Genomic DNA, 22,119 nt, shown 5'->3' on the forward strand with positions numbered 1-22,119 from the left:
GCCGTGGCCGGCGTGGCCTCCATGGCCGGCGTGCTCTCCGTGACCGCTGTGGTCGCGGTGCTGCGCGTGGTCGCTGTCGTCAGCATGGCTGTGACCGGCGTGATCTCCCTGATCCACGTGGCCCTGGTGTTCCTCGTGACCGGTGGAGCCCGTGCGGTCCTGACGGTCCGTGTGGTCAGCGCGCACCCGGTGGTCGACGTGACCGCCGTGACCGGCGTGGTCGTGTGATTCGCTCATACGTCCCTGTATACCCCTAGGGGGTACCGCCGTCAAGCGGGACCGGCCGATGATGAGCACCCGTAGAGCCCTCCCCTGGTCTGCCCTGTCCGCATGCCGCCAAGCCCAGGACCCACCTCGGGCCCTACGCCAGGGTGGACGCCCTCGACCCCCGACCACGGGTCCGCGTCCACCTGCCGGGCGGCTCGGGCGCCAGCATGGAGGGCGGTGTGCGGAACGGGTGCTGGCGGGTCAGGTGCCGGGGCTGGTGCCGGGGCTGGTGGTGTGGCTGGTGGTGTGGCTGGTGGTGTGGTGTGGGTGTCCGTTGCGGTCGGTGAAGTGCCAACCGTTGTCGAAGTGCATGGTGATGCCTTGGCTGTCGACGAGGTCGTGGTGATACCAGCAGAGCAGGGCGGCGTTGTGCACGCTGGTCTCGCCGCCGTCGGCCCAGTGGCGTACCGCGTGGTGGACCTCGCAGCGTGAGGGCGGCTGGTCGCACTGGCCAAGGACGCAGTGTTTGTCGCGGGCGATGACGGCCCGTCGTAGCTGTCCGGTGACCGTGCGCTGAGTGCGGCCGACGTCCAGGACCTGGGAGTCGGGTCCGAACACGATGCGGGTGACCTGGCTGTCGCACGCGAGGCGGCGCAGGAGGCTGGTCGGGACCGGATGGTTGGTCTCGGTGAACACCGCGGGTGTCTTGATCGCGGGCACGCCCAGACCGTTGAGCCCGACCACACCCGCGGTACCGGTACCGGCCAGGCCCGCGCCGCTACCCCCCGTGGCGCCGGGACTGGTGCTGGTGATGCACGTGGTGCTGGGGCCGGTTGGTGCGGTGGTGCCTGGGGTGGGTCGGGCCTCGCCGATCTGCTTCTTCGCCGCCAGGGCTTGGAGCTCGGTCCAGGACACGGTGACCGACAGGTGCGGCCGCACGGAGGCCCCGGTACCGGTGTGGGCGTTGTCCAGCACGACGCGCGCGATATCGGCCAGGGCCTGAGCGCGACGCTGTCCGGGAGTGCGGTCGTCACCGGTGGCCGGCGCGCCCATGACCGCACCGATCGCGGTGGTCAGGACCAGACCGTGCTCCTCGGTGAGGAACCCGGACAGGTGATACCCGCCCAGCGTCGGGGAGACATCCAGGTACTCACGGTCCTTGGCCTTGAGGTAACCACGCTCGTCGGCCTCGGGATCGGCGTGACGCGCGAAGTAGCGCACCAGACCCCGGAACCGGTCCGGTCCGTTGCCGGTCGACCAGTCCAGCAGCTGTTCCTCCCACGTCGGGAACCCGACCCCCGGTGGGAGAGCGTTCTGCGTCGTCGAGTCGTCGACCCCACCATCGCTCCCGCCACCGGTGCCACCACCGGTGCCACCACCGGCGCCGGGCCCGTCCGCGTCTGCGGCGTCCGTGCCGTCTGCGGCAGGCCCGTCCGTGCCCGGTCCGGTGGTGCCCGGTCCGGTGGTGCCCGGTCCGGTGGTGCCCGGTCCGGTGGTGCCCGGTCCGGTGGTGCCCGGTCCGGTGGTGGCCAGGTCGACCGCCGGCGCCCTGAGGGCCTGGGTGCGCTCCGGGCTGGTGGTCGCGACATCGACCAGAGCCCGCACCTTGTCCTGGCTGATGCGTCCGGCGAGCGCCCTGGTCAAGGTCGCGGGAAGGTGGTCACGCAACGCCCTAGCGGTACGCACGTCACACCTGGCGGTCGTGGTCCGCACGTCCTCGGCGCGGGCGAGCCAGACCGCGAACGTCCGAGCACCGGACCGCGCCCACAGCCCCGCGGCCTCGATCCGGGGCAGCACCGACCACCGCAGCGCATCCACCCGAGCACCCACCACCCGCAACCGCGCCGAAACCCCCACCAGACCCGAGAGCGCGACATCGTCCGCGGTGACCGACCGGGCCAGCTCGTCCAGCAGCCCGTCCATCTCCGTCAGTACGTCCTCCACGGAGCGCGGACCCGCACCGTCGTACTGGCCTGCCGCCATCGCCCCCACCCCTTCCGCCACCGGCGTCGAGTGCCATGGGTCATGACTTCATGACCACCACCCGATTCTATCGAACATCTGTCCGCATATCTGGGTGGACAAGGGATCTGTGGATATCTTTTCGAGCCGATGGCCGAAGAGGTCAAGGAGGCCTCCGACGGCGCGGCCGACACACGACGGACCGGGCGCGCTGAAGAACATGCGCTGAAGAACACCCCGGACCACGAGTGGCACGACAGGCCGCTGGCACCGCGCCCTACGGCGACGTCGGCGGTGCTCACGCAGCGGAGCACCTGCGTCTCGTCCTCTCCGGGCCGCAGGCCGCGACCATGAGAGGGGCGACCGCGAGAGGGGTGACCGCCACCTCGTGTCGGGGGTCGGCCCACAGATGGCCGACCGCCGACAGGAGGTGACGGTCTCAAGGGAACCCCCGCCCGCCGAGGCAGAACCCGGGCCCTCAGGACCGGACGAGCCGCGCTATCGCGTCGGAGGCCTCCTTGACCTTGGCGTCCGCCTCGGCGCCCCCGGTCCGGGCGGCGTCCACCACGCAGTGCTTGAGGTGGTCGTCCAGCAGGCCGAGCGCCACGCTCTCCAGCGCCTTGGTCAAGGCCGACACCTGCGTGAGGATGTCGATGCAGTACTGCTCCTCGTCAACCATCCGGTGGATCCCGCGCGCCTGGCCCTCGATGCGCTTGAGCCGGGCGAGATAGTTGGCCTTGTCGGTGATGTAGCCATGGGTGGCCTGTGCGTCACCCTCCCCGTTCACGCCAAGGGCGCCAGGGGATCCTGTTTCGGTCATGGTTCCCATGGTGTCATCTCAGGTCAGACCGCCGCCGCGTACCTGGCGGGGTCGGCGTCGAACGGGGCCTCGCATCCGGCGCAGCAGAACCAGTAGCGCTGGCCCTCGTAGTCGCGGAACAGACCCTTGGCCTCTGCCTCCGTCTTGATCACGGTGCTGCCGCGCATCACGGGGCACTCGGCCAGCTCGTCGGCCGTCGGGCCGAGGAGGTTGCCGCCGGGGTGGCTCGTCGCGGCCGAGGGTCCGTGGCCGCCGCAGTGGCCGCCGTCGGCCTGGCCGCCTGGCTGGTGCTGGCCGTGGTCGTGGTCGTTTCCCATGGTGGGTTTCCCTTCGTTGGTGGGTGATCAGGCGTCCTGCAGCGTCCTGGCCTCCGGCCGGGACGCAGCGCGGACGCGGGGGGCCGCCGTACGGCTCGAGAACGAGCGCAGACGGAGGCTGTTGCCGACGACGAAGACGCTGGAGAACGCCATCGCCGCGCCGGCGAGCATGGGGTTGAGCAGGCCGAGCGCGGCCAGCGGGATCGCGGCGACGTTGTACCCGAAGGCCCAGAAGAGGTTCGTCTTGATCGTGCGGAGGGTGCGGCGCGAGAGCCGGATCGCGTCAGCGGCCGAGCCGAGGTCCCCGCGCACGAGGGTGATGTCGGCGGCCTCGATCGCTGCGTCCGTTCCGGTGCCCATGGCCAGGCCCAGGTCGGCCTGCGCGAGGGCGGGGGCATCGTTCACGCCGTCGCCGACCATCGCGACGACCTTGCCCTCCGCCTGCAGCCGGGCGACCACGTCCGCCTTGTCCTGTGGCATCACCTCTGCGATGACCTCCGTGATGCCCACCTCGGCGGCGACCTGCTCCGCCACCGCGCGGTTGTCGCCCGTGAGCAGCACTGGCGTGAGCCCGAGCGCGGTGAGCTGCGCGACTGCGGCGGCGCTGGTCGGCTTGATCCGGTCGGCGACCACAAGGATGCCGCGGGCCTGACCGTCCCAGCCGACCGCCACGACGGTCTTACCTTCACCCTCAGCTTGAGCCTTAGCCTGGGCCAGGTGCACGGGCAGGTACTGCGACCAGTCGGCGAGCAGGGCCTCCCTGCCGACGACGACTGCGTGGCCGTCGACGACGCCCTGCACGCCCAGTCCCCGGACGCTCTCGAACGACTCCGGGGCCGACAGGCTGCCGACCTCCTGGGTCGCGCCCTTGGCGATCGCCTGCGCGACGGGGTGCTCGGAGGCGTCCTCCAGGGCACCGGCGAGCCGGAGCAGCTCCTCGCGACTCGTACCGGCGTCCGGGACGACGTCGAGGAGGGTCATCTTGCCGGTGGTGACGGTGCCGGTCTTGTCCAGCACGACCGTGTCGACCCTGCGGGTGGACTCCAGCACCTCGGGACCCTTGATCAGGATGCCGAGCTGAGCCCCTCGTCCCGTGCCGACCAGCAGCGCGGTGGGCGTCGCCAGCCCGAGCGCGCAGGGGCAGGCGATGATCAGCACAGCGACGGCGGCCGTCAGCGCGGCGGTCGCGGGGAACCCGCCGCCGAGCCAGACGCCGAGGGTGCCGACGGCGATCGCGATGACCACCGGGACGAAGATCCCGGAGACCCGGTCGGCGAGGCGCTGGACCTCCGCCTTGCCGGACTGCGCGTCCTCGACGAGCTGCGCGATCCGGGCCAGCTGCGTGTCCGAGCCGACCTGCGTGGCACGCACGACCAGCCGGCCGCCCGAGTTCACGGTCGCCCCTGCCACGGTGTCGCCGACCCCGACCTCGACGGGGACCGACTCCCCCGTGAGCATCGAGGCGTCGATCGCCGACGAACCGGTGACGACGACGCCGTCGGTGGCCACCTTCTCGCCCGGCCGCACGACGAACTCGTCGCCGACGGCAAGGTCCTCGACGGGAACCCGGGTCTCGGTCCCGCCGCGCAGCACGGCGACGTCCTTCGCACCGAGCTCGAGCAGCGCCCGCAGCGCCGCGCCGGCCTGCCGCTTGGACCGCTTCTCGAAGTAGCGCCCGGCCAGCACGAACATCGTGACGCCTGCGGCCACCTCGAGATAGATGTTGGCGGCACCGTCGGAGGGCGCGATGGTCAGCTCGAACCCGTGCGTCATCCCCGGTACGCCGGCGGTGCCGAGGAACAGCGCGTACAGGGACCAGAGGAACGCGGCCGACACGCCGAGCGAGATGAGGGTGTCCATCGTCGCCGCGCCGTGCCGCAGGTTGGTCCACGCGGCCTGGTGGAACGGCCACGCCGCCCAGACGATCACCGGCGCGGCGAGCGCGAGCGACGCCCACTGCCAGTACGTGAACTGCCACGCGGGCACCATCGCGAGGGCGATCACCGGCACGGCCAGCACGATCGAGGTGATCAGCCGGTTCCGCAACGAACGGAGCTCGTCGTCCCGCGCGTCGACGGCGTCGCCGCCGCCCTTCGGGGCCTCCTTCGGCGCCGGGAGCGCCGCGGTGTAGCCGGTCTTCTCCACCTCCGCGACGATGGCGCCCAGGTCATAGCCCGCAGGGGCCGTGACCTTTGCCTTCTCGGTGGCGTAGTTGACTGTGGCGCTGACCCCGTCGAGGCGGTTGAGCTTCTTCTCGATCCGCATGGCGCACGACGCGCAGGTCATGCCACCGATCTCGAGGTCGACGGTCGTTCCCGGCTCGTCCGTCCGGGATGTGGTGTCGGACATCATTCCCTCCCTGTCGCGTCCAGGACGAAGTGCGCGGTGCGCACCACCCCGTCGACCTTGAAGTCCAGGTACAGCAGGTAGCGGCCCGGCGTGGGGGCCTCGGTCATGAACCCGATGTCGGGGCCGGACCTCGAACCGGGCGCCGGCTCGTCACCCTCCGGGTGCACGTGCAGGTAGGCCAGGTCGCCGTCGCGCAGAGCGACGAGGTGCCCGTAGGCGCCGAGGTACGGCTCCAGCGTGGTGACCGGCTCGCCGTCCTGCGTGACCGTCACGGTGAGCATGGAGTCACCGCTGGTACCCAGGTCTCCCGTGAGCGTTGCGGTGTACCCGTCGACGGTGTCGCTCGTGGAGACCGACGTCGCGGGCTCCGGTGCCGCCCGTCCGCCGACGTCGACGGTGCGGCCGAGCGTCACGTTCTCACCGGTCACCTCGGGGACGAAGTCGGTGAACACCCGGTAGCTGCCCGCCGCGTCCCAGGTCCACGGGACGGACCAGACGCCGTCGGCCGACATCTCGGGGTGCACGTGCCGGAACCGGGTCCCGTCGGTGCGCACCACGATCAGGTGCAGCTCCTTGTCGTGCTCGGTCTCGAACGCGGTCACTGCGCCACCGTCCGCCGAGGTGATCGAGAACGAGAGCGTCCCGTCCTCGCCGACCCGGTCGGGAGCGCTCACCGCGCTGAGGAGCAGCCCGTCCTGCTCGAGGGCGAGCCCGCGCACCGGGGCCGCCGTGGCGTCACGTGCGTGCTCGCCCGCCTCCTGCTCCGTTTCCATGTCCGCGCCCACGTCCGTTCCCATCTCCATGTCCATGGTGTCCGGGTCGCCGGCCTCCTCCGCCGTCGTCGACCAGGCGGCCACGGACGCCTTGGGCACGACAAGGCCCGCGACGGTGAACGCCGCGACGAACAGCGCGACGAGGCCGGCGCCGTAGACGCCCAGGCGCTGGGGCGCGTTCACGAGACGCGCTCCGCCTCGTACCCGGCCTCGTCCACCGCGGCCAGGACCGCCGCGTCGTCCGGCGCGGCGCCGCTCGTGACGACGAGCCTGCCGGTCGCGGCGCTGACGTCGACGTGCTCGACACCGGGAAGCCCGCCCACCTCGCCACGGACCGCCGTCTCGCAGTGCCCGCAGGTCATTCCGGTCACCTGGTACTCGGTCGTCGCCATCGTCATCTTCCTTCCGCTCGTTGCTACCCCTAGGGGGTAGCCGTATGACGGTACCATATACCCCCCGGGTGTATTTCGGTCAAGGCGAGGGGACCGCACGGCCGGCCCGACCGGGCGGCTAGGGTGCGCGCATGGACCTCATCACGACGGCGGCCCTCGTCATTCTGCTGTTCGCCACGATCACCGTCACCGGGAACCTCCGGTCGGCCGCACGGACCGCTGAACGGGTCGAACGCAAGCTGGACCTGGTGATCAAGCACCTCGGCATCGAGGGTCCGGCCGCCGAGGGCATACCGCCGGAGATGGTGGCGGAGATCGACCGGTGCATCTGGTCCGACCGACGGGTCGAGGCGATCAAGCTCTACCGCGAGGCGACCGGCCAAGGGCTGGTCGAGGCCAAGCAGTGGGTCGATCGGCGCGCTGCGTCGTTCTGAGCACTCCCCCAGGCGCCGCCTGGAACCACCACATATTCCTTGACACGAATATTCTCGATAGGGAATACTCGTGCCATGGACACCCTCCTCACCGCTCTCGCCGACCCGGCGCGCTGGCGGCTCGTCACCCTGCTGGCCGAGCGGCCGCGCCCGGTCGGCGTCCTCGCCCAGCTCGCCGGCGCACGCCAGCCGCAGACGACCAAGCACCTGCAGACCCTCGAGCGTGCAGGCCTCGTCACGTCCCAGCGCAGCGGCCAGCGCCGGGTCTACGCCCTGCAGCCCGGTCCCCTGCGCGACCTGGCGGCCGCGCTCAGCCGGCTCGCCGCCACCGCGGACGACGTCGGCGGCGCGCGTGAGACGTTCGACCGTTACGGCCACAGCATGCACGCGGAGCGGCTCGCTGCCGAGCAGCCCGGGTGGGCCGACGACCGCTCGTTCACGTTCCGGCGGTCACTGACCGCACCCCCCGAGCAGGTCTGGCACCACCTCACCGAGCCCTCGCTGCTCGCCCGGTGGTGGGCCCCCGACGACCTCCGCGTCTCCGGGCTCGTCTTCGAGGCGCGGCCAGGCGGGCGGGTGGCCCTCGAGTACCGGGACATCGACGACGCCGACGGCTCCGACCTGGTCGTCGGGCGCGCGGAGGGGGTGGTCGACGTCGCCCGGCCCGCCGAACGCCTCGCCTACCGGTCGTCCCCGCTCCTGGCCGACGGCGGCGTCGCCTTCACCGCCCACGTCGACATCGGCCTCCTGCCCACGGACTCGGGCACCGACCTCGACGTCCGCTACGGCATCACGCACAGCACCGTCGACTCGGCGGACTTCGTCGCGGGCATCGAGATCGGCTTCGGCCAGAGCCTCGACAAGCTCGCGGCGGCCGTCGCCGCGGGCCCTGACCGGACCAGCAACGCAGACAGCGACACCACCACGAGGAGCACACCATGAGCGAGCAGATGGGCGGCCGCAGGGTCGTCACCAACATGAGCATCTCCCTCGACGGCCGCTACGCAGCGGCCGACCCGCTGGACATGGGGTGGGTCCTGCCGTACGCGGTCACCGACGTCGCCCGCGATCACCTGACGAACCTCTGGGAACCGGCGACCACCGCCCTGCTCGGGCGGGTGAACGCCGAGGGCTTCCTCGGGTTCTGGCCCTCCGTCATCGGCCAGGAGGGCGCCGACCCGCGCGACGTGGCCTTCGCGAAGTGGCTGGTCGACGTCGACAAGGTGGTCCTCTCCTCGACCCTCGACGAGGCGCCGTGGGAGCGGGCGACGATCGTCGACAGGCCGACCACCGAGGCGGTCGCAGATCTCAGGGCCACCGAGGGTGGCGACATCCTCGTGCTCTCGAGCGCGAGCGTGATCAAGGCGCTGCTGGCCGCCGACCAGGTCGACCGGTTGTCGCTCGCGATCTTCCCGGTCTTCCTCGGGGCCGGGCCGCGGCTCTTCGACGACGGGCTGCCCGCCGGCACGTGGGAGCTCGTCAGCCGGACGGCGGGCGAGCACGGCACGCTCGTGCTCGTCTACGACCGGGTCCGCTGAGGCAGGCGGGCGGAGCCTAGCGCGCTCCTCCCGCTGCCAGCTCCTCGGCGACCCGCGCCGCGTGGGCGGCCTTGGCCTGCGCCTTCTCCGCCCGCCGCGCCGCGCGTGCCGCACGCTTCGGGGTGCGCTCGCCCGAGCGCCGCTCGAACAGCGAGTAGATCACTGGCACCACGTACAGCGTGAGCAGGGTGGAGGACACGAGCCCGCCGATCACCACCAGCGCCAGCGGCTGGGAGATGAACGCCCCACCGCCGGTCAGGCCGAACGCCATCGGCGTCAGGGCGAGGATGGTCGCCGCAGCCGTCATCACGATCGGCCGCAGCCGCTGCCGCGACCCCTCCTTGACCGCTTCGTCCAGCGGCCGGCCCTCTGCCCGGTACTGGTTGATCAGGTCGATCAGCACGATCGCGTTCGACACCACGATCCCCACCAGCATCAGGGCACCGATCAGCGCCGCGACGTCGAGCGGCGTGCCGGTCAGCAGCAGCGCGCCCAGCGCGCCGGTGGCCGCGAACGGCACAGAGACCAGCAGGATCAGCGGCTGCCCGATGCTCCGGAACGTCGCCACCATCACGAGGTAGACGATGAGGATGGCGGCCAGCAGCGCCAGGCCGAGGTCCGCGAACGCGTCCGCCTGGTCGGACGCCACGCCACCGATCGTCACCTCTGCGCCGCTCGGCAGGTCCAGACCGTCGATCTCCTCCGTCAGGGTCACGGTCAGCGCGCCCAGGTCCTGCCCTGCGGGCGTCACCGCCACGGTGGCGCTGCGCTCGCCGTCCAACCGCGTGACCGCAGCGGGGGCCGACACCTTCTCGACCGTGACGAGGTCGCTCAGCGGGACCACGCCCGCCGCCGTCGGCACCTCGACCTTCTCGATCTCGGCGGTCGTCGAGGGCATGTCGCCGGCCACCACGACGTCGAGCTGCGACCCGTCCAGGTCCATCGTTCCGATGCTCGCCTCGTTCATCGCGCCGGCCAGCAGGCCGGAGACCGTCGACTCGGTGAGCCCGACCTCCGCCGCGGCGTCCCGGTCCACCGTCACCTGCACGCTGGACTGCTCGGCGGCGAGGTTGTTCGTCACGTCGTCGACGCCGTCCAGGTCCGTCACCGCGTCCTCGACGGCGCTCGCGGCGTCGGCCAGCCCTTCGGCGTCCGGCGCCGTGACGACCAGGTCGACGGTGGTGCTGGCGAAACCGGCGTCGCCGGCGGCCACCGTGACCTCGCCGTCGGGAGCTGCCTCGTCGAGCGCGTCGCTGACGTCGTCCTGCACGGCCTCGCCGTCGGCGTCCTCGTCCAGCGTCATCGCGAACGACGCGCTGCTGCCGCCACCACCCATGCCGAACGCTGCGGCCATCCCGTCGCCCGAGCCGACGGTGGTCTGCACCGTCTCGACGCCGTCGACGTCGGCCAGGACGGCCTCGACCTCTCTCGCCGCCTCGTCCTGGGTGGCCAGCGACGTGCCGGGTTCGAACTCCTGCGTCACGGAGAGCGTGTCCTGGCCGGCGGCCCCGATGAAGTTGGTCTCCATCCGCGGCACCAGTGCGACCGTGCCGGCGAGCAGCGCGATGGCGACACCCAGGGTGACGGCCGGGCGGCGCAGCGCCGCGGACAGCGACGGCACGTAGGCACGCTGCCAGACGCCGCGGCGCTCCTTGAGCTCGGCAGCCTCCCGCAGGGCGACGCCGCCGTCCGTGGAGGCGGGGACCTTGATGAACCAGTAGGCCAGCACCGGCACGACGACCAGGGCCACGACGAGGGAGGCGCCCATCGCGATCGCCACGGTGACGGCGAACGGCTGGAACAGCTCGCCGGCCATGCCCCCCACCAGTGCGATCGGGGCGAACACCGCCACGGTGCAGATCGTCGAGGAGGTGATGGCCGTGCCCACCTCGCGCACCGCCGTGACGATCCCGTGCACCCGGTCCTCGCCGTACGACAGGTGCCGTTTGATGTTCTCGATCACCACGATCGAGTCGTCCACGATGCGCCCGATCGAGATCGTCATGGCCGCGAGCGTGAGGATGTTCAACGTGTACCCGGTCAGGTTCATGACCGCGAACGTCACCGCGAGCGACAGCGGGATCGAGATCGCCGAGACCAGCGTGGCGCGCAGCGACGCCAGGAACACCAGGATCACCAGGACCGCGAAGAGCAGGCCGAGACCGCCTTCCGTCGTCAGGCCCTCGATCGACTCCTCGATGAACGGCGCCTGGTCGAACGTGACGGCGGTGCTCACACCGGCGTCGGCGAGCTCGTCCTCGACGTCGGCCAGCACGTCGTGGACCGCGTGCGACACGTCCACCGTGTTGCCGTCCGGCGTCTTGGTCAGCGCGATCGCGAGCGACGGCTCACCGTCCAGGCGGGAGTAGGAGGAGGGCTCCACGTCCTGCACGCTCACGTCGGCGACGTCGCCGAGGTGCACGACGTCGGCGGGGCCCGCCGGGGCGTCGGGCGCCGCCGGTGCGCCGGGCGCCGTGGGCGCTCCCGGTGCCTGGGCGGCATCCGGCGCGGTCGGCGCGGCCGCCGAGCCCGCGGAGGGGACGAGCGGCAGGTTCTTGAGCTCCTTGACGGAGTCGACGGAGGTCCCCACCTGGACGCTGTTCGTCTCGCCGTCCTGCGTGACCGCGCCGACGGGGGTGACGGTCCCGTTCTCCTGCAGCACCGACGAGAGCTGCGCGGCGGTGAGGCCCGCCTCGGCGAGCTTCTCGTCGTCGGGGTCGATCACCACCTGCTGCTCCGTGGCGCCCGTGACGGTCACGTCACGGACCTCTGTGATCCCCGACAGCTCTGGTACCAGCACGGAGTCGATCGCGTCGGTCAGCTCCTGCTCGTCCCCGTCCCCGGAGACCGCGAGCTGCACGACCGGCAGGTCGTCGAGGGAACCGGCCATGACCTCTGGCTCGACGTCCGCCGGGAGGCCCTGCAGGCCGCTGAGGGCCGAGGCCACCTCTTGCTCGATCGCGTCGATGTCGGTGCCGTACTCGAGCTCGACGGTGGTCACGGAGATGCCCGTCGAGACGGTCGAGCTCACACCGGTGACGCCGTCGATGCCCTGGACCGCCGTCTCTACCGGTTCCGTGACCCGGTCCGCGACGATCTCCGGCGCGGTGCCGGGATAGCCGGCGGTGACCGCGACCATGGGTACGTTGATCGACGGTATGAGTTCCTGCCGGAGCTGCCCCATGCTGAAGATGCCGACGAGAAAGACGGCAATCGTCGCGAGTGCGACGAGCGCACGATTCGCGAGCGACATTCGGGCAAGACGAAACACACTGCCTCCAGAGCTGGGGATACGCCGGGTCGTCCACGACTCCTTCGGCGCAGTATTTTGCCTAACGCAAAGGATCCGTCCCGGGTTCCCGCCTCGCAACTTCGGTTCCGGTCGCGGCGCCCCGCCCCCCTGCCCCAAGGGGGTGAAGTCCCGGTTAGGGTCAGCCCGTGACCGACCAGACCCGCGACCAGCTCATCGCCGAGCTCGCCACCCTGCACCGCCGGCTCGGCGAGGAGTTCTTCGCCACGCGGCTGCGCCCCCTGCTGGAGACCGACCTGACCGTGCAGCAGCTCCGGGCGCTGGCGCTCGTGCAGGTGGACCGCGAGTCGACGCCGCAGCGGCTCGCCGAGGCGCTCGGCGTCTCCGCCGGGACGGTCTCCGGGATCCTCGACCGGCTGACCGCAGCCGGCATGACGGTCCGCACCCCGGACCCGGCGGACGGCCGGGTCCGCCGCGTGACCAGCACGGAGCGAGGCACCGAGGCGATCCGGCGGCTCGTCGCGCACGACGAGGACCTGCCCCCCGACCTCCTCGCCCTGCTCGACGTCGACGACCTGCGCGCGCTCACGCGGGGCACCCGTGCGCTGCTGGAGGCGGCCCGCAAGCTGGCGTCGTAGGCGGAGGCGGGGCGAAGCGGAGCGGGGAGGGGCGCGCGACCGTCAGGCAGGGGTTCGTTCAGCCCGGATCGATCGCGCCCACTCCAGCATGCGCGCCTCGTAGCCGTCGGCGGGAAACGTGCCGTCGACCGAGAGGTCCGCGATCGTCACCACGGCGGGCACCGAGCGCACCGGTGCCGGATCGAAGGTGGGCAGCGGACCCGCCTTCCGCCGATTCGCGCGGAGCATCTCCGCTCCGAGCGCGTGCACGGCGGCAAGCCCGCCGGCCAGGAACGTCGTGACGACGTGCCACTGCCCACCCAGCACGGTGGCCGAGGTCCGCGATGGATGCTGCAAGAAGTAGCACGCGACGTTGAGCCCGTGGAACGAGCCCCACGGCTGGAGACGCTGGTGGTCGAGAGCCAGCAGCCCGTGGAAGAGGTCGGTGCACGAACCGAGCCGCACTCCGGCGCCGCACTCGGCGCACTCGGTGTCGGCGCACTCGGTGTCGGCGCGCTCGGTGTCGGCGCGCTCGGCAGTCCCATCGGTCATGACGCTGACCATAGGCGTTGAGGCACGGTGGCCCGCAAGGTGATTCGGGGTGCCCGTCCGCGCCGTGCTGGGCAGTCGCGTCGACGCCATGACGGCTACGGAACGGCCGACGTAGGCTGACCACCGTGCCGGACACCTTTCCCGCCCCCGAGCCGTTCGTCTCGCAGACCACCCCCGAGGCGATCGAGGACCTCCGCACCCGCCTACGGATGACCCGCTGGCCAGACGCCCCCGAGGACGCCGGCTGGTCGCTGGGCACCGACCTCGACTACCTGCGCGAGCTGGTCGCGTACTGGGCGGACGGGTTCGACTGGCCGGCCCAGGAAGCGGCACTCGCGCGGCTCCCCCGCTTCCGCGCGCGGATCGGAGGGCTCGGGATCCACTTCGTCCATGCCCGCGCGGTCGCGCCGACCGGACCGGTGCTGCCCCTCGTCCTCAGCCACGGCTGGCCCGACTCGTTCTGGCGGTACTCGAAGGTCGTCGCGCTCCTGACCGATCCGGGTGCGCACGGAGCCGACCCGGCCGACGCGTTCGACGTCGTCGTCCCCGACATGCCGGGGTTCGGGTACTCGGACCGGCCGACCGGCCCGCCGCTGAGCTCGATCGCCGTCGCCGGGCTGTGGGCGGAGCTGATGCGAACGCTGGGCTACGAGCAGTTCGGGGCGGCAGGTGGAGACCTGGGCAGCCACGTGAGCCGGTACCTCGCGCTCGACCACCCCGACCGGGTCGCGGCCGTGCACCGCACGGACGGGGGCCTGCCGATCTTCGCCGGTGACCCCGCGACCCTCACGCGCGAGGAGCGGGCCTGGTTCGCGGAGGCCGCCACCTGGAGCGCGACCGAGGGCGCCTACGGTGCGATGCACCGCACCAAGCCCCAGACCGCCGCCGCTGCGCTCAACGACTCCCCCGCCGGCCTGGCCGCCTGGATCGTCGAGAAGCTCCACTCGTGGAGCGACGGCGGCGTCGAGCACGGCCTGACCCGGGACGAGATCCTGACCAACATCACCATCTACTGGCTCACGGGCACCATCGGTTCCTCCATGCGGATGTACCACGCGAACTCGGCGATCCACGCGGAGCAGCTCACGCGCCGGGTCGAGGTGCCGTCCGGGTTCTCGGTGTTCCGCGGCGACGTCGTGCGCCCGCCGCGCGCCTGGCTCGAGCGCACGGCCAACGCCGTGCGGGTCACCGAGCCGGAACGCGGTGGGCACTTCGCGCCGTTCGAGGAGCCGGAGCTCTACGCCGAGGAGCTGCGCGAGTTCTTCCGCCCGTACCGCGGCGGGACCGGCAGGGCGTGACGTCTTGTCGTCGCCGACCCCGAAGCGAACGGCGACACCACCGTTCTTCCACCCACGCCCGAGGAGCCACACATGCAGACACGAACGCTGGGATCCGGAACGAGCAGCCTCGAGGTCTCGGCCATCGGGCTGGGCTGCATGGGCATGAGCCAGGGCTACGGCCCCAACCCGGGGACCCGCGACGAGATGATCTCCGTGCTGCGCGGGGCCGTCGACCGCGGGATCACGCTCTTCGACACGGCCGAGGTCTACGGCCCGTTCGTCAACGAGGAGCTGGTCGGTGAGGCGCTCGCACCGGTGCGGGACCAGGTGGTCATCGCGACGAAGTTCGGCTTCGAGCTCGATGACGAGGGCCGCAGCATCGGGACGGACAGCCGTCCCGAGCACATCAGGCAGGTGGCCGACGCCGCCCTGCGCCGCCTCGGCACCGACGTCATCGACCTCTTCTACCAGCACCGTGTCGACCCTCAGGTGCCGATCGAGGACGTCGCAGGAACCGTCGCCGAGCTCATCGAGGCGGGCAAGGTGCGGCGCTTCGGCCTCTCCGAGGCGGGAGCGGACACCATCCGCCGCGCGCACGCGGTCCAGCCCGTCACGGCGCTGCAGAGCGAGTACTCGCTCTGGACCCGCGACCCCGAGCCGGAGATCCTGCCGACGCTCGAGGAGCTCGGCATCGGGTTCGTCCCCTTCAGTCCTCTTGGCCGGGGCTTCCTCACGGGCGCGCTCGGCGCCACGCTCGCCGACGGCGACATGCGCGCAGGTCTCCCGCGCTTCAGCGACGTGAACCGCCAGGCCAACCTGGCCTTCGTCGAGCTGCTCCGCAGGGTCGCCGCGCGCAAGGGCTGCACGACGGCGCAGGTGGCGCTCGCCTGGCTGCTCGCGCAGCAGCCGTGGATCGTGCCGATCCCTGGCACGCGTCGCACCAGCCGTCTCGAGGAGAACATCGGTGCGGCCGACGTCGAGCTCACCGCAGGCGACCTGGCCGAGATCGCGGCCGGTGCCGAGCAGATCCGGGTCAGCGGCGAGCGCTACAGCGAGGCGATGCTTCGCATGACGGGACTGTAGGGCTGCCCTGAAGCGGCCGGCCGGCCCGGCCGTCACCAGCCCAGCGAATCACCCCGCACGGCGACCGTCCGCGGCACGTCCCAGGGGTTGTCGTCGCGCAGGGGCGGGGGCAGCAGCTCCTGCGGGGCGTCCTGGAACGCGACCCCGCGCAGGAACCGGCCGATCGCGGCGGTGCCGACGGACGTCCCGTCGGTGGTCGTCGCGGGCCAGGGCCCGCCGTGCTGCATCGCCGGAGTGACCGCCACCCCGGTGGGCCAGCCCCCGAGCAGGACGCGCCCCGCATGCCGGGCCAGCCGGGTCACCAGCTCGCCCTGCTCCCCCGCGGTCTCGCCGTCGCCGAGGTGCAGGGTCAGCGTGAGGTTCCCGGGGAACAGCTCGGCCACCGCTGCTCCGAGGTCGGTGCCGGGCGGGTACTCCACGATCACGGAGAACGGCCCGAACACTTCGTCCAGCAGTGCGGCGCCGGCGCTCCGCAGCAGGTCGAGCGGCGCGGCGACGAAGGTGGGCGTCACCCAGGCCTGCCCGTCGGCGTCGCGCCGGAACCCGCCGCCGTGCACCACGCGCAGGTCCGTCACGGCGCGCACCACCGCGACCCGCCGCTCGTACCCGTCCGCGATCGACGGGTTGAGCAGCCTGTGCTCCGGCACGGCCGACGCCGCCGAGCGGACGGCGTCGTCGTACCCGGTGCCCTCAGGGACGAGCAGGAAGCCGGGCTTCGTGCAGAGCTGGCCCGCCGAGCCGGAGACGCTCGCCACGTACCCGCCGAGCAGCTCGTTCCCCCGCTCGCGCAGTGCCTGCTCGGAGACGAGCACGGGGTTGACGCTGCCCAGCTCGCCGAAGAACGGGATGGGCTCGGGCCGCCCCGCCGCCCGGGCGGCGAGCAGCTGCCCGACGCGCTGCGACCCGGTGAACGCCGCTGCCCGCACCGCGGGGTGGTCCACCAGCGCCACCCCGGCGTCCTGCGACGTGACGAGCTGCAGCGTGAACTCCGGCAGGCCTGCCGTCACGAGCGCGGCGGCCACGATCTCCGCGACCCGCTCGGACAGTCGTGGGTGCCCGGGGTGCGCCTTGACGATCACCGGGCAGCCCGCCGCGAGCGCCGCCGCCGTGTCCCCGCCGGCGACGGAGAACGCGAACGGGAAGTTGCTCGCCGCGAAGTTCAGCACCGGCCCGACGGGCCAGAGGGTGCGTCGCAGGTCCGGGCGGGGGCCGAGGACGAAGTCGGGGTCTGCCTCGTCGAGGCGGACGTCGAGGTAGGCGCCGTCCGCGACCACGTGCGCGAACAGGCGCAGCTGCACCTGCGTGCGCTTGAGCTCGCCGCGCAGGCGCGCCTCGGCGAGGCCGGTCTCCGCCTGGGCGGTCGCGACCAGCTCGTCCGCGTGGTCCGCCAGGGCGGCCGCCGCGCCGCGCAGGGCGGCGGCGCGGACCGCTGGGGCGGTCCGGGCCAGCCCGTCGAACGCCTCCTTGGCGTGGCGGGCCACGTCGTCGACGGTGGGGTCACAGTGTTCGGGCGCCGCGGTGGCGGTCATGGGATCGAGCTCCTCGCAGGTGGATCACGGAAGAGAGGCAGGTTCAGAAGACGAAGCCCGTCGGGAACGGGTCGCTCGGGTCGAGCAGGTAGCTGGCCGTTCCGGTCACCCAGGCACGTCCGGTGATGGTCGGCACGACGGCGGGCACGCCCGCCACCGTCGTCTCGGCGACCAGGCGGCCGACGAACCGGCTGCCGATGAACGACTCGTTGACGAAGTCGGTGTCCAGGGCGAGCTCGCCGCGGGCCCAGAGCTCGGCCATCCGGGCCGACGTCCCGGTGCCGCACGGCGACCGGTCGAACCATCCCGGCCAGATGGCCATCGCGTGGCGGGAGTGCCGCGCGTCCGAGCCGGGGGCGATCAGCTCGACGTGGTGGCAGCCCTCGACCCCGTCGAGCGCCGGGTGCTTGGGCGGCGCGGTCTCGTTGATCGCGTCCATGATCGCGAGGCCGGCGGCGAGCAGGTCCTGCTGGCGGGCCCGGTCGAAGGGCAGGTCCAGGTCGTCCAGGTCGACGAGCGCGTAGAAGTTGCCGCCGAACGCCATCGAGTACGGGACGGCGCCGTAGCCGGGCACCTCGACCTTCTGGTCGAGGGCCGTCACGAAGCTCGGGACGTTCTCGATCGTGACGGCGTCGGCGTGGCCGTCGCTGACGGCCACCTTGGCGACCACCAGCCCTGCGGGGGTGTCGAGCCGGATCTCGGTGACCGGCTCGACGACGTCGACCATGCCCGTCTCGACGAGGACCGTCGCCACGCCGATGGTGCCGTGCCCGCACATGGGCAGGCAGCCGGACACCTCGATGTAGACGACGCCCCAGTCGCAGTCGGGCCGTGTGGGGGGCTGCAGGATGGCGCCGCTCATCGCGGCGTGCCCCCGCGGCTCGTTCATGAGGAACAGCCGCAGGTCGTCCATGTGCTCCATGAAGTGCAGCCGGCGGTCGTTCATCGTCTCGCCGGGTATCTGCCCGACGCCGCCGGTGACCACGCGCGTCGGCATGCCCTCGGTGTGCGAGTCGACGGCGGTGATCGTCCTGCTCGAACGCATGGCGCCCTCCTCTCCTCGTGATCCAGCACTCAGCGGGGGGTGCGGGCGGCGATGTAGGTGAGTGCTGCTTCCGTGTCCTTGCGTACCTGGGCCTCGTGCTCGGCGCTGAGCGGCCCACGGGGCGGGCGGGTCGGCCCGCCGTAGCTCTGCCCTGCCATGTCGATCGAGAGCTTGATCGCCTGCACGAACTCGACCTTGGAGTCCCACCGGAAGGCGGGCACGAGGTGCTTGTACAGCTCCAGGGCCTCGGCGATCCTGCCGTCGGTGACCAGGGTGTAGATCTCGACGGCCTCCCGCGGGAACGCGTTCGGGTAGCCGGCGAACCAGCCGGTCGCGCCCGCCACCAGGGACTCGAAGAGCAGGTCGTCGGCGCCCGCGATCACGTCGAGGTCGGGGGCGAGCTCCTTGATCTCCAGCACGCGCCGCACGTCGCCGGAGAACTCCTTCACCGCCACGACGTTCTCGAGCTCGGCGAGCTCCGCGAGGATGTCCGGGGTGAGGTCGACCTTGGTGTCGAACGGGTTGTTGTAGATCATGATCGGGATACCCACCTCGTTGACGGCGGCGTAGTGGGCGAGCACCTCCGACCGGTTCGCGCGGTAGATGGTGGGCGGCAGCAGCAGGACGGCGTCGGCTCCGTCCTCCGCTGCGATCTCGGCCCAGTGCCTGGCCTGGTGGGAGCCGACGCCGTGCACCCCTGCGACGACCAGCCCGCGGCCGCCCACCGTCTGCACGGCCGTCTGGACGACCTTGCGGCGCTCGTCGTCGGTGAGCGACGAGTACTCGCCCAGCGAGCCGTTCGGGCCCACCCCGCGGCAGCCGTTGTCGAGCAGGAACTCGCAGTGCGCGGCGAACCGCTCGTAGTCGACGGCAAGACCCGCCGGTGCGGAGTCGTCCGGCGTGAAGGCGAGGGTGGTAGCGACGATCACGCCGCCGAGGTCGAAACGCTGGTTCATATCCGGTCTCCTCCGGTTTGGGGTGCTGTGGGGTTTGCTGTCGTGGGCACAGAACTGGGCACAGAACTGGGCACAGATGCAGTGGGGGTCGCCGAGGGCAGGTCGGCGAGGTCGCCGAGCCGTACCGGGACGACGAGGGGACGGCGGTCGACGGACGGCGCCGGATCACCGAGGAGCTCCTGGAGCGTGCGGCCGCACAGGCGCGCCTGGCACGGGCCGAGCCCCGCGCGGCTCGTGAGCTTCACCGAGCGGGTCTCGTGCGACGCGGTCAGCTCCACCACCTCACGGACCCGGCCGTAGGTGGTCTCCTCGCAGCGGCAGACGACGGTGTCGTCGCGCAGCCAGCCGGTCCATCCGCCGCGCACACCGTGCGCCGCCTCGATGCGGGCGGCGAAGCCTCGAGCGCGGTCCCGGGCGCGGACCGTCCGGCGCGCGTCGGCCGCACCGGTGTCGCCGCCCGCTGCCGCCGTCCCGGCCACGGCGCCCTCCGCGAGCGCGGCGTCGGCGCCGCCGATGCCCGTGAGCTCGCCGGCCGCCCACACTCCGGGGACGGACGTGGCCTGCGTGTCGTCGACGACCACGAACCGGTTCGGCGCGAGGGCGCACCCGGCGGCGATCGCCAGCTCGAGACGCGGCGTGAAGCCGTGGCTGACGCACACCGCGTCGGCCTCGACCACCCGCTCCGTGCCTGCGACGGGAGTCCAGCGCTCGTCCAGGCGGGCCAGGGTCACCGCCTCGACCTGTCCGTCGCCGTGCGCGGCCACCACTGCCTCACCGGGCCGCCATGGCACACGGTGGCGCACCAGGTCACGGACGTACCCGGCGAGCTCGCCGGCCTTTCCGACCGCACCGGCGAGCTCCAGGGGACGGCTCAGCCAGCCGCGCACGAGGGCGCCGACCCGGGCCGCCTCGTGCACGCCGACGACGGTGGCGCCGGTCTGCAGCAGGGACGCCGCGACGGGGAGGAGGAACGGTCCGGCGCCGGCGACGACGACGCGCCGTCCGACGGCCACCCGCTCCCCCTTCGCGAGCGCCTGCGCCGCACCTGCCGAGTAGACGCCGGGGAGCTGCCAGCCGGGGAACGGCAGGGTCCGGTCGTGGGCGCCGGTGGCCAGCACCAGGGCGTCCGGCTCGAAGGTCCGCGCGGCTCGCCCCGCGCCGTCGGGCTCCCCGAGAAGGACGTTGAGGCGGATGCCGCCGTCGAGGCGCTCGAGCGACCACACCTGCGCCGACGGGAGCACCGTCACGGCGGGGTGCGCGCGGAGCGCGTCGCTGAGCCCGCCGAACGTCGACCACTTGTGGTGCAGCAAGCCCTCGCGGCCGGCCGGCCGGTCGGCCGGCAGGTGGCGCCAGTACTGGCCGCCGAGCCCGTCGGCGGCGTCGAGCAGCGTGACCTGTGCCCCTGCCACCGCCGCCGCTCGGGCGGCGGCGAGCCCCGCGGGTCCTGCGCCGACCACGACCACGTTCCTCATGCGGTGACCTCCGGTCCGCCCTGGCGGGCCACGACGTCGCCGTCCTGCGCACGCCGCAGGCAGGCGCGCACGTCGCGCAGGCCGTTGACCTCGACGAGGCAGTCGAAGCACACGCCGATCCCGCAGAACACACCGCGGGGCGCGCCGTCGGCGGTGGTCCGCCACCGGCGCCGTCCGGCGCCGAGCAGCACGCCGGCGATCGTCTGCCCGGCCGTCCCGGTGACCGGCTCGCCGTCCACCCAGATGGTCAGGGGGCTGTCGGCGGCGGGCCGGGCGGGGTCGAGCTCTGCGGGTAGCCGGTACGACGTCATGACCGCACCTCCTGCGCGGGTGGTCGGGTTGCGCCAGGCTCGGCCTCGACAAGGCTCGGCCGGTCAGCGGCGAAGGGTCGCGGGTCGGTCGGCGGCTCCAGCCCGAGGAGCTGCGCGGCGACCAGGTCACCGGTGGTGGGGGCCAGCCCGACACCGGCTCCCTCGTGACCGGTGGCGAACCACAGCCCGGCGCGGACGGGGTCGGGGCCGATCACCGGGAGGTGGTCGGGCATGTACGGGCGGAAGCCCAGGTAGGACCGCATGACGTTGGTGCGCGCCAGGAACGGGAACACCGCGACGGCCCGCCGCGCCATCTGGGCGAGCACCTCGGTCCGCAGCCGGTCGTCGAACCCGACCTGCTCCCGGCTCGACCCGATCAGCACCGTCCCGCCCCGCGTCGACTCGACGACGGCGGACGTCTGCAGCTCGGCGCCTGCCGACTGCGTGGCGGCGAAGTAGTCGCCGTCGTAGACCTTGTGCCGGATGCGCTGTGGCATCGGCGAGGTGACGAGGACCATCCCGCGACGCGGCCGCACGGCGATCCGTGAGCCGAGCCGTTCGGCGACCTCGCCGGACCAGGGTCCGGCCGCCACGACGACGGCGCCGGCGGGGATCTCGCCCCGCGAGGTGGCGACGCCGGCGAGCTCCCCGTCGGCGCCGAGCAGCGGCCCGGTCACCTCGACGCCGGTGCGGACGTCGGCGCCGGCTCGGCGCGCTGAGGCGAGCAGGGCCTCCGCGGCAGCCACCGGCTGCACCTGGGCGTCCTGCGGGTAGTGGACAGCGCCCAGCACCCCGGGCGCCAGGTCCGGCTCCAGCTCGCGCGCGCGGTCGGCGCCGACCTCGACCGCCTCGACGCCCGACGCGCGCTGGGCGGCGGCGAACCGGCGCAGGCCGGTCAGTCCGTCGGCGGAGGTGACGACCACGAGACCCCCCTTGGCGTCGTGCTCGATGGACGGGAACCGCGGCCCGAGCTCGCCCGCCAGTTCGTCCGCCAGGGCTGCCCACCGGCGCAGCGACACCTTGGCGAGCTCCAGCTCCGGGCCCGGCCCTTTGTCGGAGACCAGCAGGTTGCCCTCACCGTGGGCGCTCGTGCCGGCGGCGGCAGCCCCGCGGTCGAGCACGACGACCCGGGCACCCGCCCTGGCGAGGGCTCGCGCGCACGCCGCGCCGACGATCCCTGCACCCACGATCACGACGTCCGCTGCCACATCCACCCCTCGTTGGCCTGGTCC

At 72.6% G+C, this 22,119-nt stretch carries 21 protein-coding genes; 7 read left to right on the forward strand and 14 right to left on the reverse strand.

Annotated features, from left to right (window positions below; all coding sequences use genetic code 11):
* The first annotated feature begins 3 nt into the window (after window positions 1-3).
* The gene (locus tag ACFS27_RS18150) at window positions 4-228 is read left to right on the forward strand and encodes a hypothetical protein (RefSeq protein ID WP_377185612.1); all 225 of its coding nucleotides are present in this window, start codon (window positions 4-6) and stop codon (window positions 226-228) included.
* A gap of 240 nt (window positions 229-468) precedes the next feature.
* Here ACFS27_RS18150 and ACFS27_RS18155 read toward each other — a convergent pair whose 3' ends face one another.
* The 6 genes from ACFS27_RS18155 to ACFS27_RS18180 form a co-directional block, all read right to left on the reverse strand.
* Complete coding sequence (locus ACFS27_RS18155) at window positions 469-2,190, reverse strand: HNH endonuclease signature motif containing protein (RefSeq protein WP_377185614.1); 1,722 nt, start codon at window positions 2,188-2,190, stop codon at window positions 469-471.
* 457 nt (window positions 2,191-2,647) lie between these two features.
* A complete protein-coding gene (locus tag ACFS27_RS18160) occupies window positions 2,648-2,989 on the reverse strand; it encodes a metal-sensitive transcriptional regulator (RefSeq protein ID WP_377185616.1) in 342 nt (113 codons plus the stop codon).
* Between the two features lie 23 nt (window positions 2,990-3,012).
* Window positions 3,013-3,306, reverse strand: a complete 294-nt coding sequence (locus ACFS27_RS18165; protein ID WP_377185618.1) for a YHS domain-containing protein — start codon at window positions 3,304-3,306, stop codon at window positions 3,013-3,015.
* 27 nt (window positions 3,307-3,333) lie between these two features.
* Window positions 3,334-5,655 carry a heavy metal translocating P-type ATPase gene (locus tag ACFS27_RS18170; protein WP_377185620.1) on the reverse strand — a complete coding sequence of 774 codons (2,322 nt, stop codon included), beginning with the start codon at window positions 5,653-5,655 and terminating at the stop codon, window positions 3,334-3,336.
* Window positions 5,655-6,611 (reverse strand): heavy-metal-associated domain-containing protein, encoded by a 957-nt coding sequence (locus ACFS27_RS18175; protein WP_377185622.1) that lies wholly within the window; start codon window positions 6,609-6,611, stop codon window positions 5,655-5,657. The genes ACFS27_RS18170 and ACFS27_RS18175 overlap by 1 nt, the downstream gene beginning before the upstream one ends.
* A complete protein-coding gene (locus ACFS27_RS18180; RefSeq protein ID WP_377185624.1) occupies window positions 6,608-6,820 on the reverse strand; it encodes a heavy-metal-associated domain-containing protein in 213 nt (70 codons plus the stop codon). Before ACFS27_RS18180 ends, ACFS27_RS18175 begins: the two co-directional genes overlap by 4 nt.
* Before the next feature lie 131 nt (window positions 6,821-6,951).
* On the opposite strand from ACFS27_RS18180, the gene ACFS27_RS18185 reads away from it, so the two are divergent.
* The 3 genes from ACFS27_RS18185 to ACFS27_RS18195 all read left to right on the forward strand — a co-directional run bounded on the left by ACFS27_RS18185 (window position 6,952) and on the right by ACFS27_RS18195 (window position 8,792).
* The gene (locus tag ACFS27_RS18185) at window positions 6,952-7,254 is read left to right on the forward strand and encodes a hypothetical protein (RefSeq protein ID WP_377185626.1); all 303 of its coding nucleotides are present in this window, start codon (window positions 6,952-6,954) and stop codon (window positions 7,252-7,254) included.
* Window positions 7,255-7,329: 75 nt separating this feature from the next.
* Window positions 7,330-8,196, forward strand: a complete 867-nt coding sequence (locus ACFS27_RS18190; RefSeq protein WP_377185628.1) for a metalloregulator ArsR/SmtB family transcription factor — start codon at window positions 7,330-7,332, stop codon at window positions 8,194-8,196.
* Window positions 8,193-8,792: a dihydrofolate reductase family protein gene (locus tag ACFS27_RS18195; protein WP_377185630.1), complete on the forward strand. Its 600-nt coding sequence runs from the start codon at window positions 8,193-8,195 to the stop codon at window positions 8,790-8,792. Before ACFS27_RS18190 ends, ACFS27_RS18195 begins: the two co-directional genes overlap by 4 nt.
* Window positions 8,793-8,808: 16 nt before the next feature.
* On the opposite strand, the gene ACFS27_RS18200 is transcribed toward ACFS27_RS18195, so the two are convergent.
* On the reverse strand, window positions 8,809-12,045 hold the full coding sequence (locus tag ACFS27_RS18200; RefSeq protein WP_377185632.1) for an efflux RND transporter permease subunit: 3,237 nt from the start codon (window positions 12,043-12,045) through the stop codon (window positions 8,809-8,811).
* Window positions 12,046-12,230: 185 nt separating this feature from the next.
* On the opposite strand from ACFS27_RS18200, the gene ACFS27_RS18205 reads away from it, so the two are divergent.
* Entirely contained in the window at window positions 12,231-12,680 is a 450-nt protein-coding gene (locus ACFS27_RS18205; RefSeq protein WP_377185634.1) for a MarR family winged helix-turn-helix transcriptional regulator, read from the forward strand.
* A gap of 42 nt (window positions 12,681-12,722) precedes the next feature.
* On the opposite strand, the gene ACFS27_RS18210 is transcribed toward ACFS27_RS18205, so the two are convergent.
* Window positions 12,723-13,211, reverse strand: a complete 489-nt coding sequence (locus ACFS27_RS18210) for a DUF5946 family protein (protein ID WP_377185636.1) — start codon at window positions 13,209-13,211, stop codon at window positions 12,723-12,725.
* A 125-nt stretch (window positions 13,212-13,336) separates the two neighbouring features.
* Here ACFS27_RS18210 and ACFS27_RS18215 point away from each other — a divergent pair, with 125 nt between their 5' ends.
* Window positions 13,337-14,509: an epoxide hydrolase family protein gene (locus ACFS27_RS18215; protein WP_377185638.1), complete on the forward strand. Its 1,173-nt coding sequence runs from the start codon at window positions 13,337-13,339 to the stop codon at window positions 14,507-14,509.
* A 72-nt stretch (window positions 14,510-14,581) separates the two neighbouring features.
* Window positions 14,582-15,574 carry an aldo/keto reductase gene (locus ACFS27_RS18220; RefSeq protein ID WP_377185640.1) on the forward strand — a complete coding sequence of 331 codons (993 nt, stop codon included), beginning with the start codon at window positions 14,582-14,584 and terminating at the stop codon, window positions 15,572-15,574.
* Between the two features lie 32 nt (window positions 15,575-15,606).
* Here the strand turns inward: ACFS27_RS18220 and ACFS27_RS18225 are convergent, their stop codons facing one another.
* From ACFS27_RS18225 to ACFS27_RS18250, 6 genes are read right to left on the reverse strand one after another with little or no spacing between them, the layout of a single operon-like run.
* On the reverse strand, window positions 15,607-17,103 hold the full coding sequence (locus ACFS27_RS18225) for an aldehyde dehydrogenase (NADP(+)) (protein ID WP_377185642.1): 1,497 nt from the start codon (window positions 17,101-17,103) through the stop codon (window positions 15,607-15,609).
* Between the two features lie 43 nt (window positions 17,104-17,146).
* Window positions 17,147-18,148 carry a proline racemase family protein gene (locus tag ACFS27_RS18230; RefSeq protein WP_377185644.1) on the reverse strand — a complete coding sequence of 334 codons (1,002 nt, stop codon included), beginning with the start codon at window positions 18,146-18,148 and terminating at the stop codon, window positions 17,147-17,149.
* A gap of 29 nt (window positions 18,149-18,177) precedes the next feature.
* Complete coding sequence (locus tag ACFS27_RS18235; RefSeq protein WP_377185646.1) at window positions 18,178-19,104, reverse strand: dihydrodipicolinate synthase family protein; 927 nt, start codon at window positions 19,102-19,104, stop codon at window positions 18,178-18,180.
* A complete protein-coding gene (locus tag ACFS27_RS18240) occupies window positions 19,101-20,576 on the reverse strand; it encodes an FAD-dependent oxidoreductase (RefSeq protein ID WP_377185648.1) in 1,476 nt (491 codons plus the stop codon). Before ACFS27_RS18240 ends, ACFS27_RS18235 begins: the two co-directional genes overlap by 4 nt.
* A complete protein-coding gene (locus ACFS27_RS18245; RefSeq protein ID WP_377185650.1) occupies window positions 20,573-20,887 on the reverse strand; it encodes a (2Fe-2S)-binding protein in 315 nt (104 codons plus the stop codon). The genes ACFS27_RS18240 and ACFS27_RS18245 overlap by 4 nt, the downstream gene beginning before the upstream one ends.
* Window positions 20,884-22,095: an NAD(P)/FAD-dependent oxidoreductase gene (locus ACFS27_RS18250; protein WP_377185652.1), complete on the reverse strand. Its 1,212-nt coding sequence runs from the start codon at window positions 22,093-22,095 to the stop codon at window positions 20,884-20,886. Before ACFS27_RS18250 ends, ACFS27_RS18245 begins: the two co-directional genes overlap by 4 nt.
* Window positions 22,096-22,119: the final 24 nt, after the last annotated feature.

Origin of the sequence: Promicromonospora vindobonensis (genome assembly GCF_042685865.1) — a bacterium.
Lineage (GTDB): Bacteria > Actinomycetota > Actinomycetes > Actinomycetales > Cellulomonadaceae > Promicromonospora > Promicromonospora vindobonensis.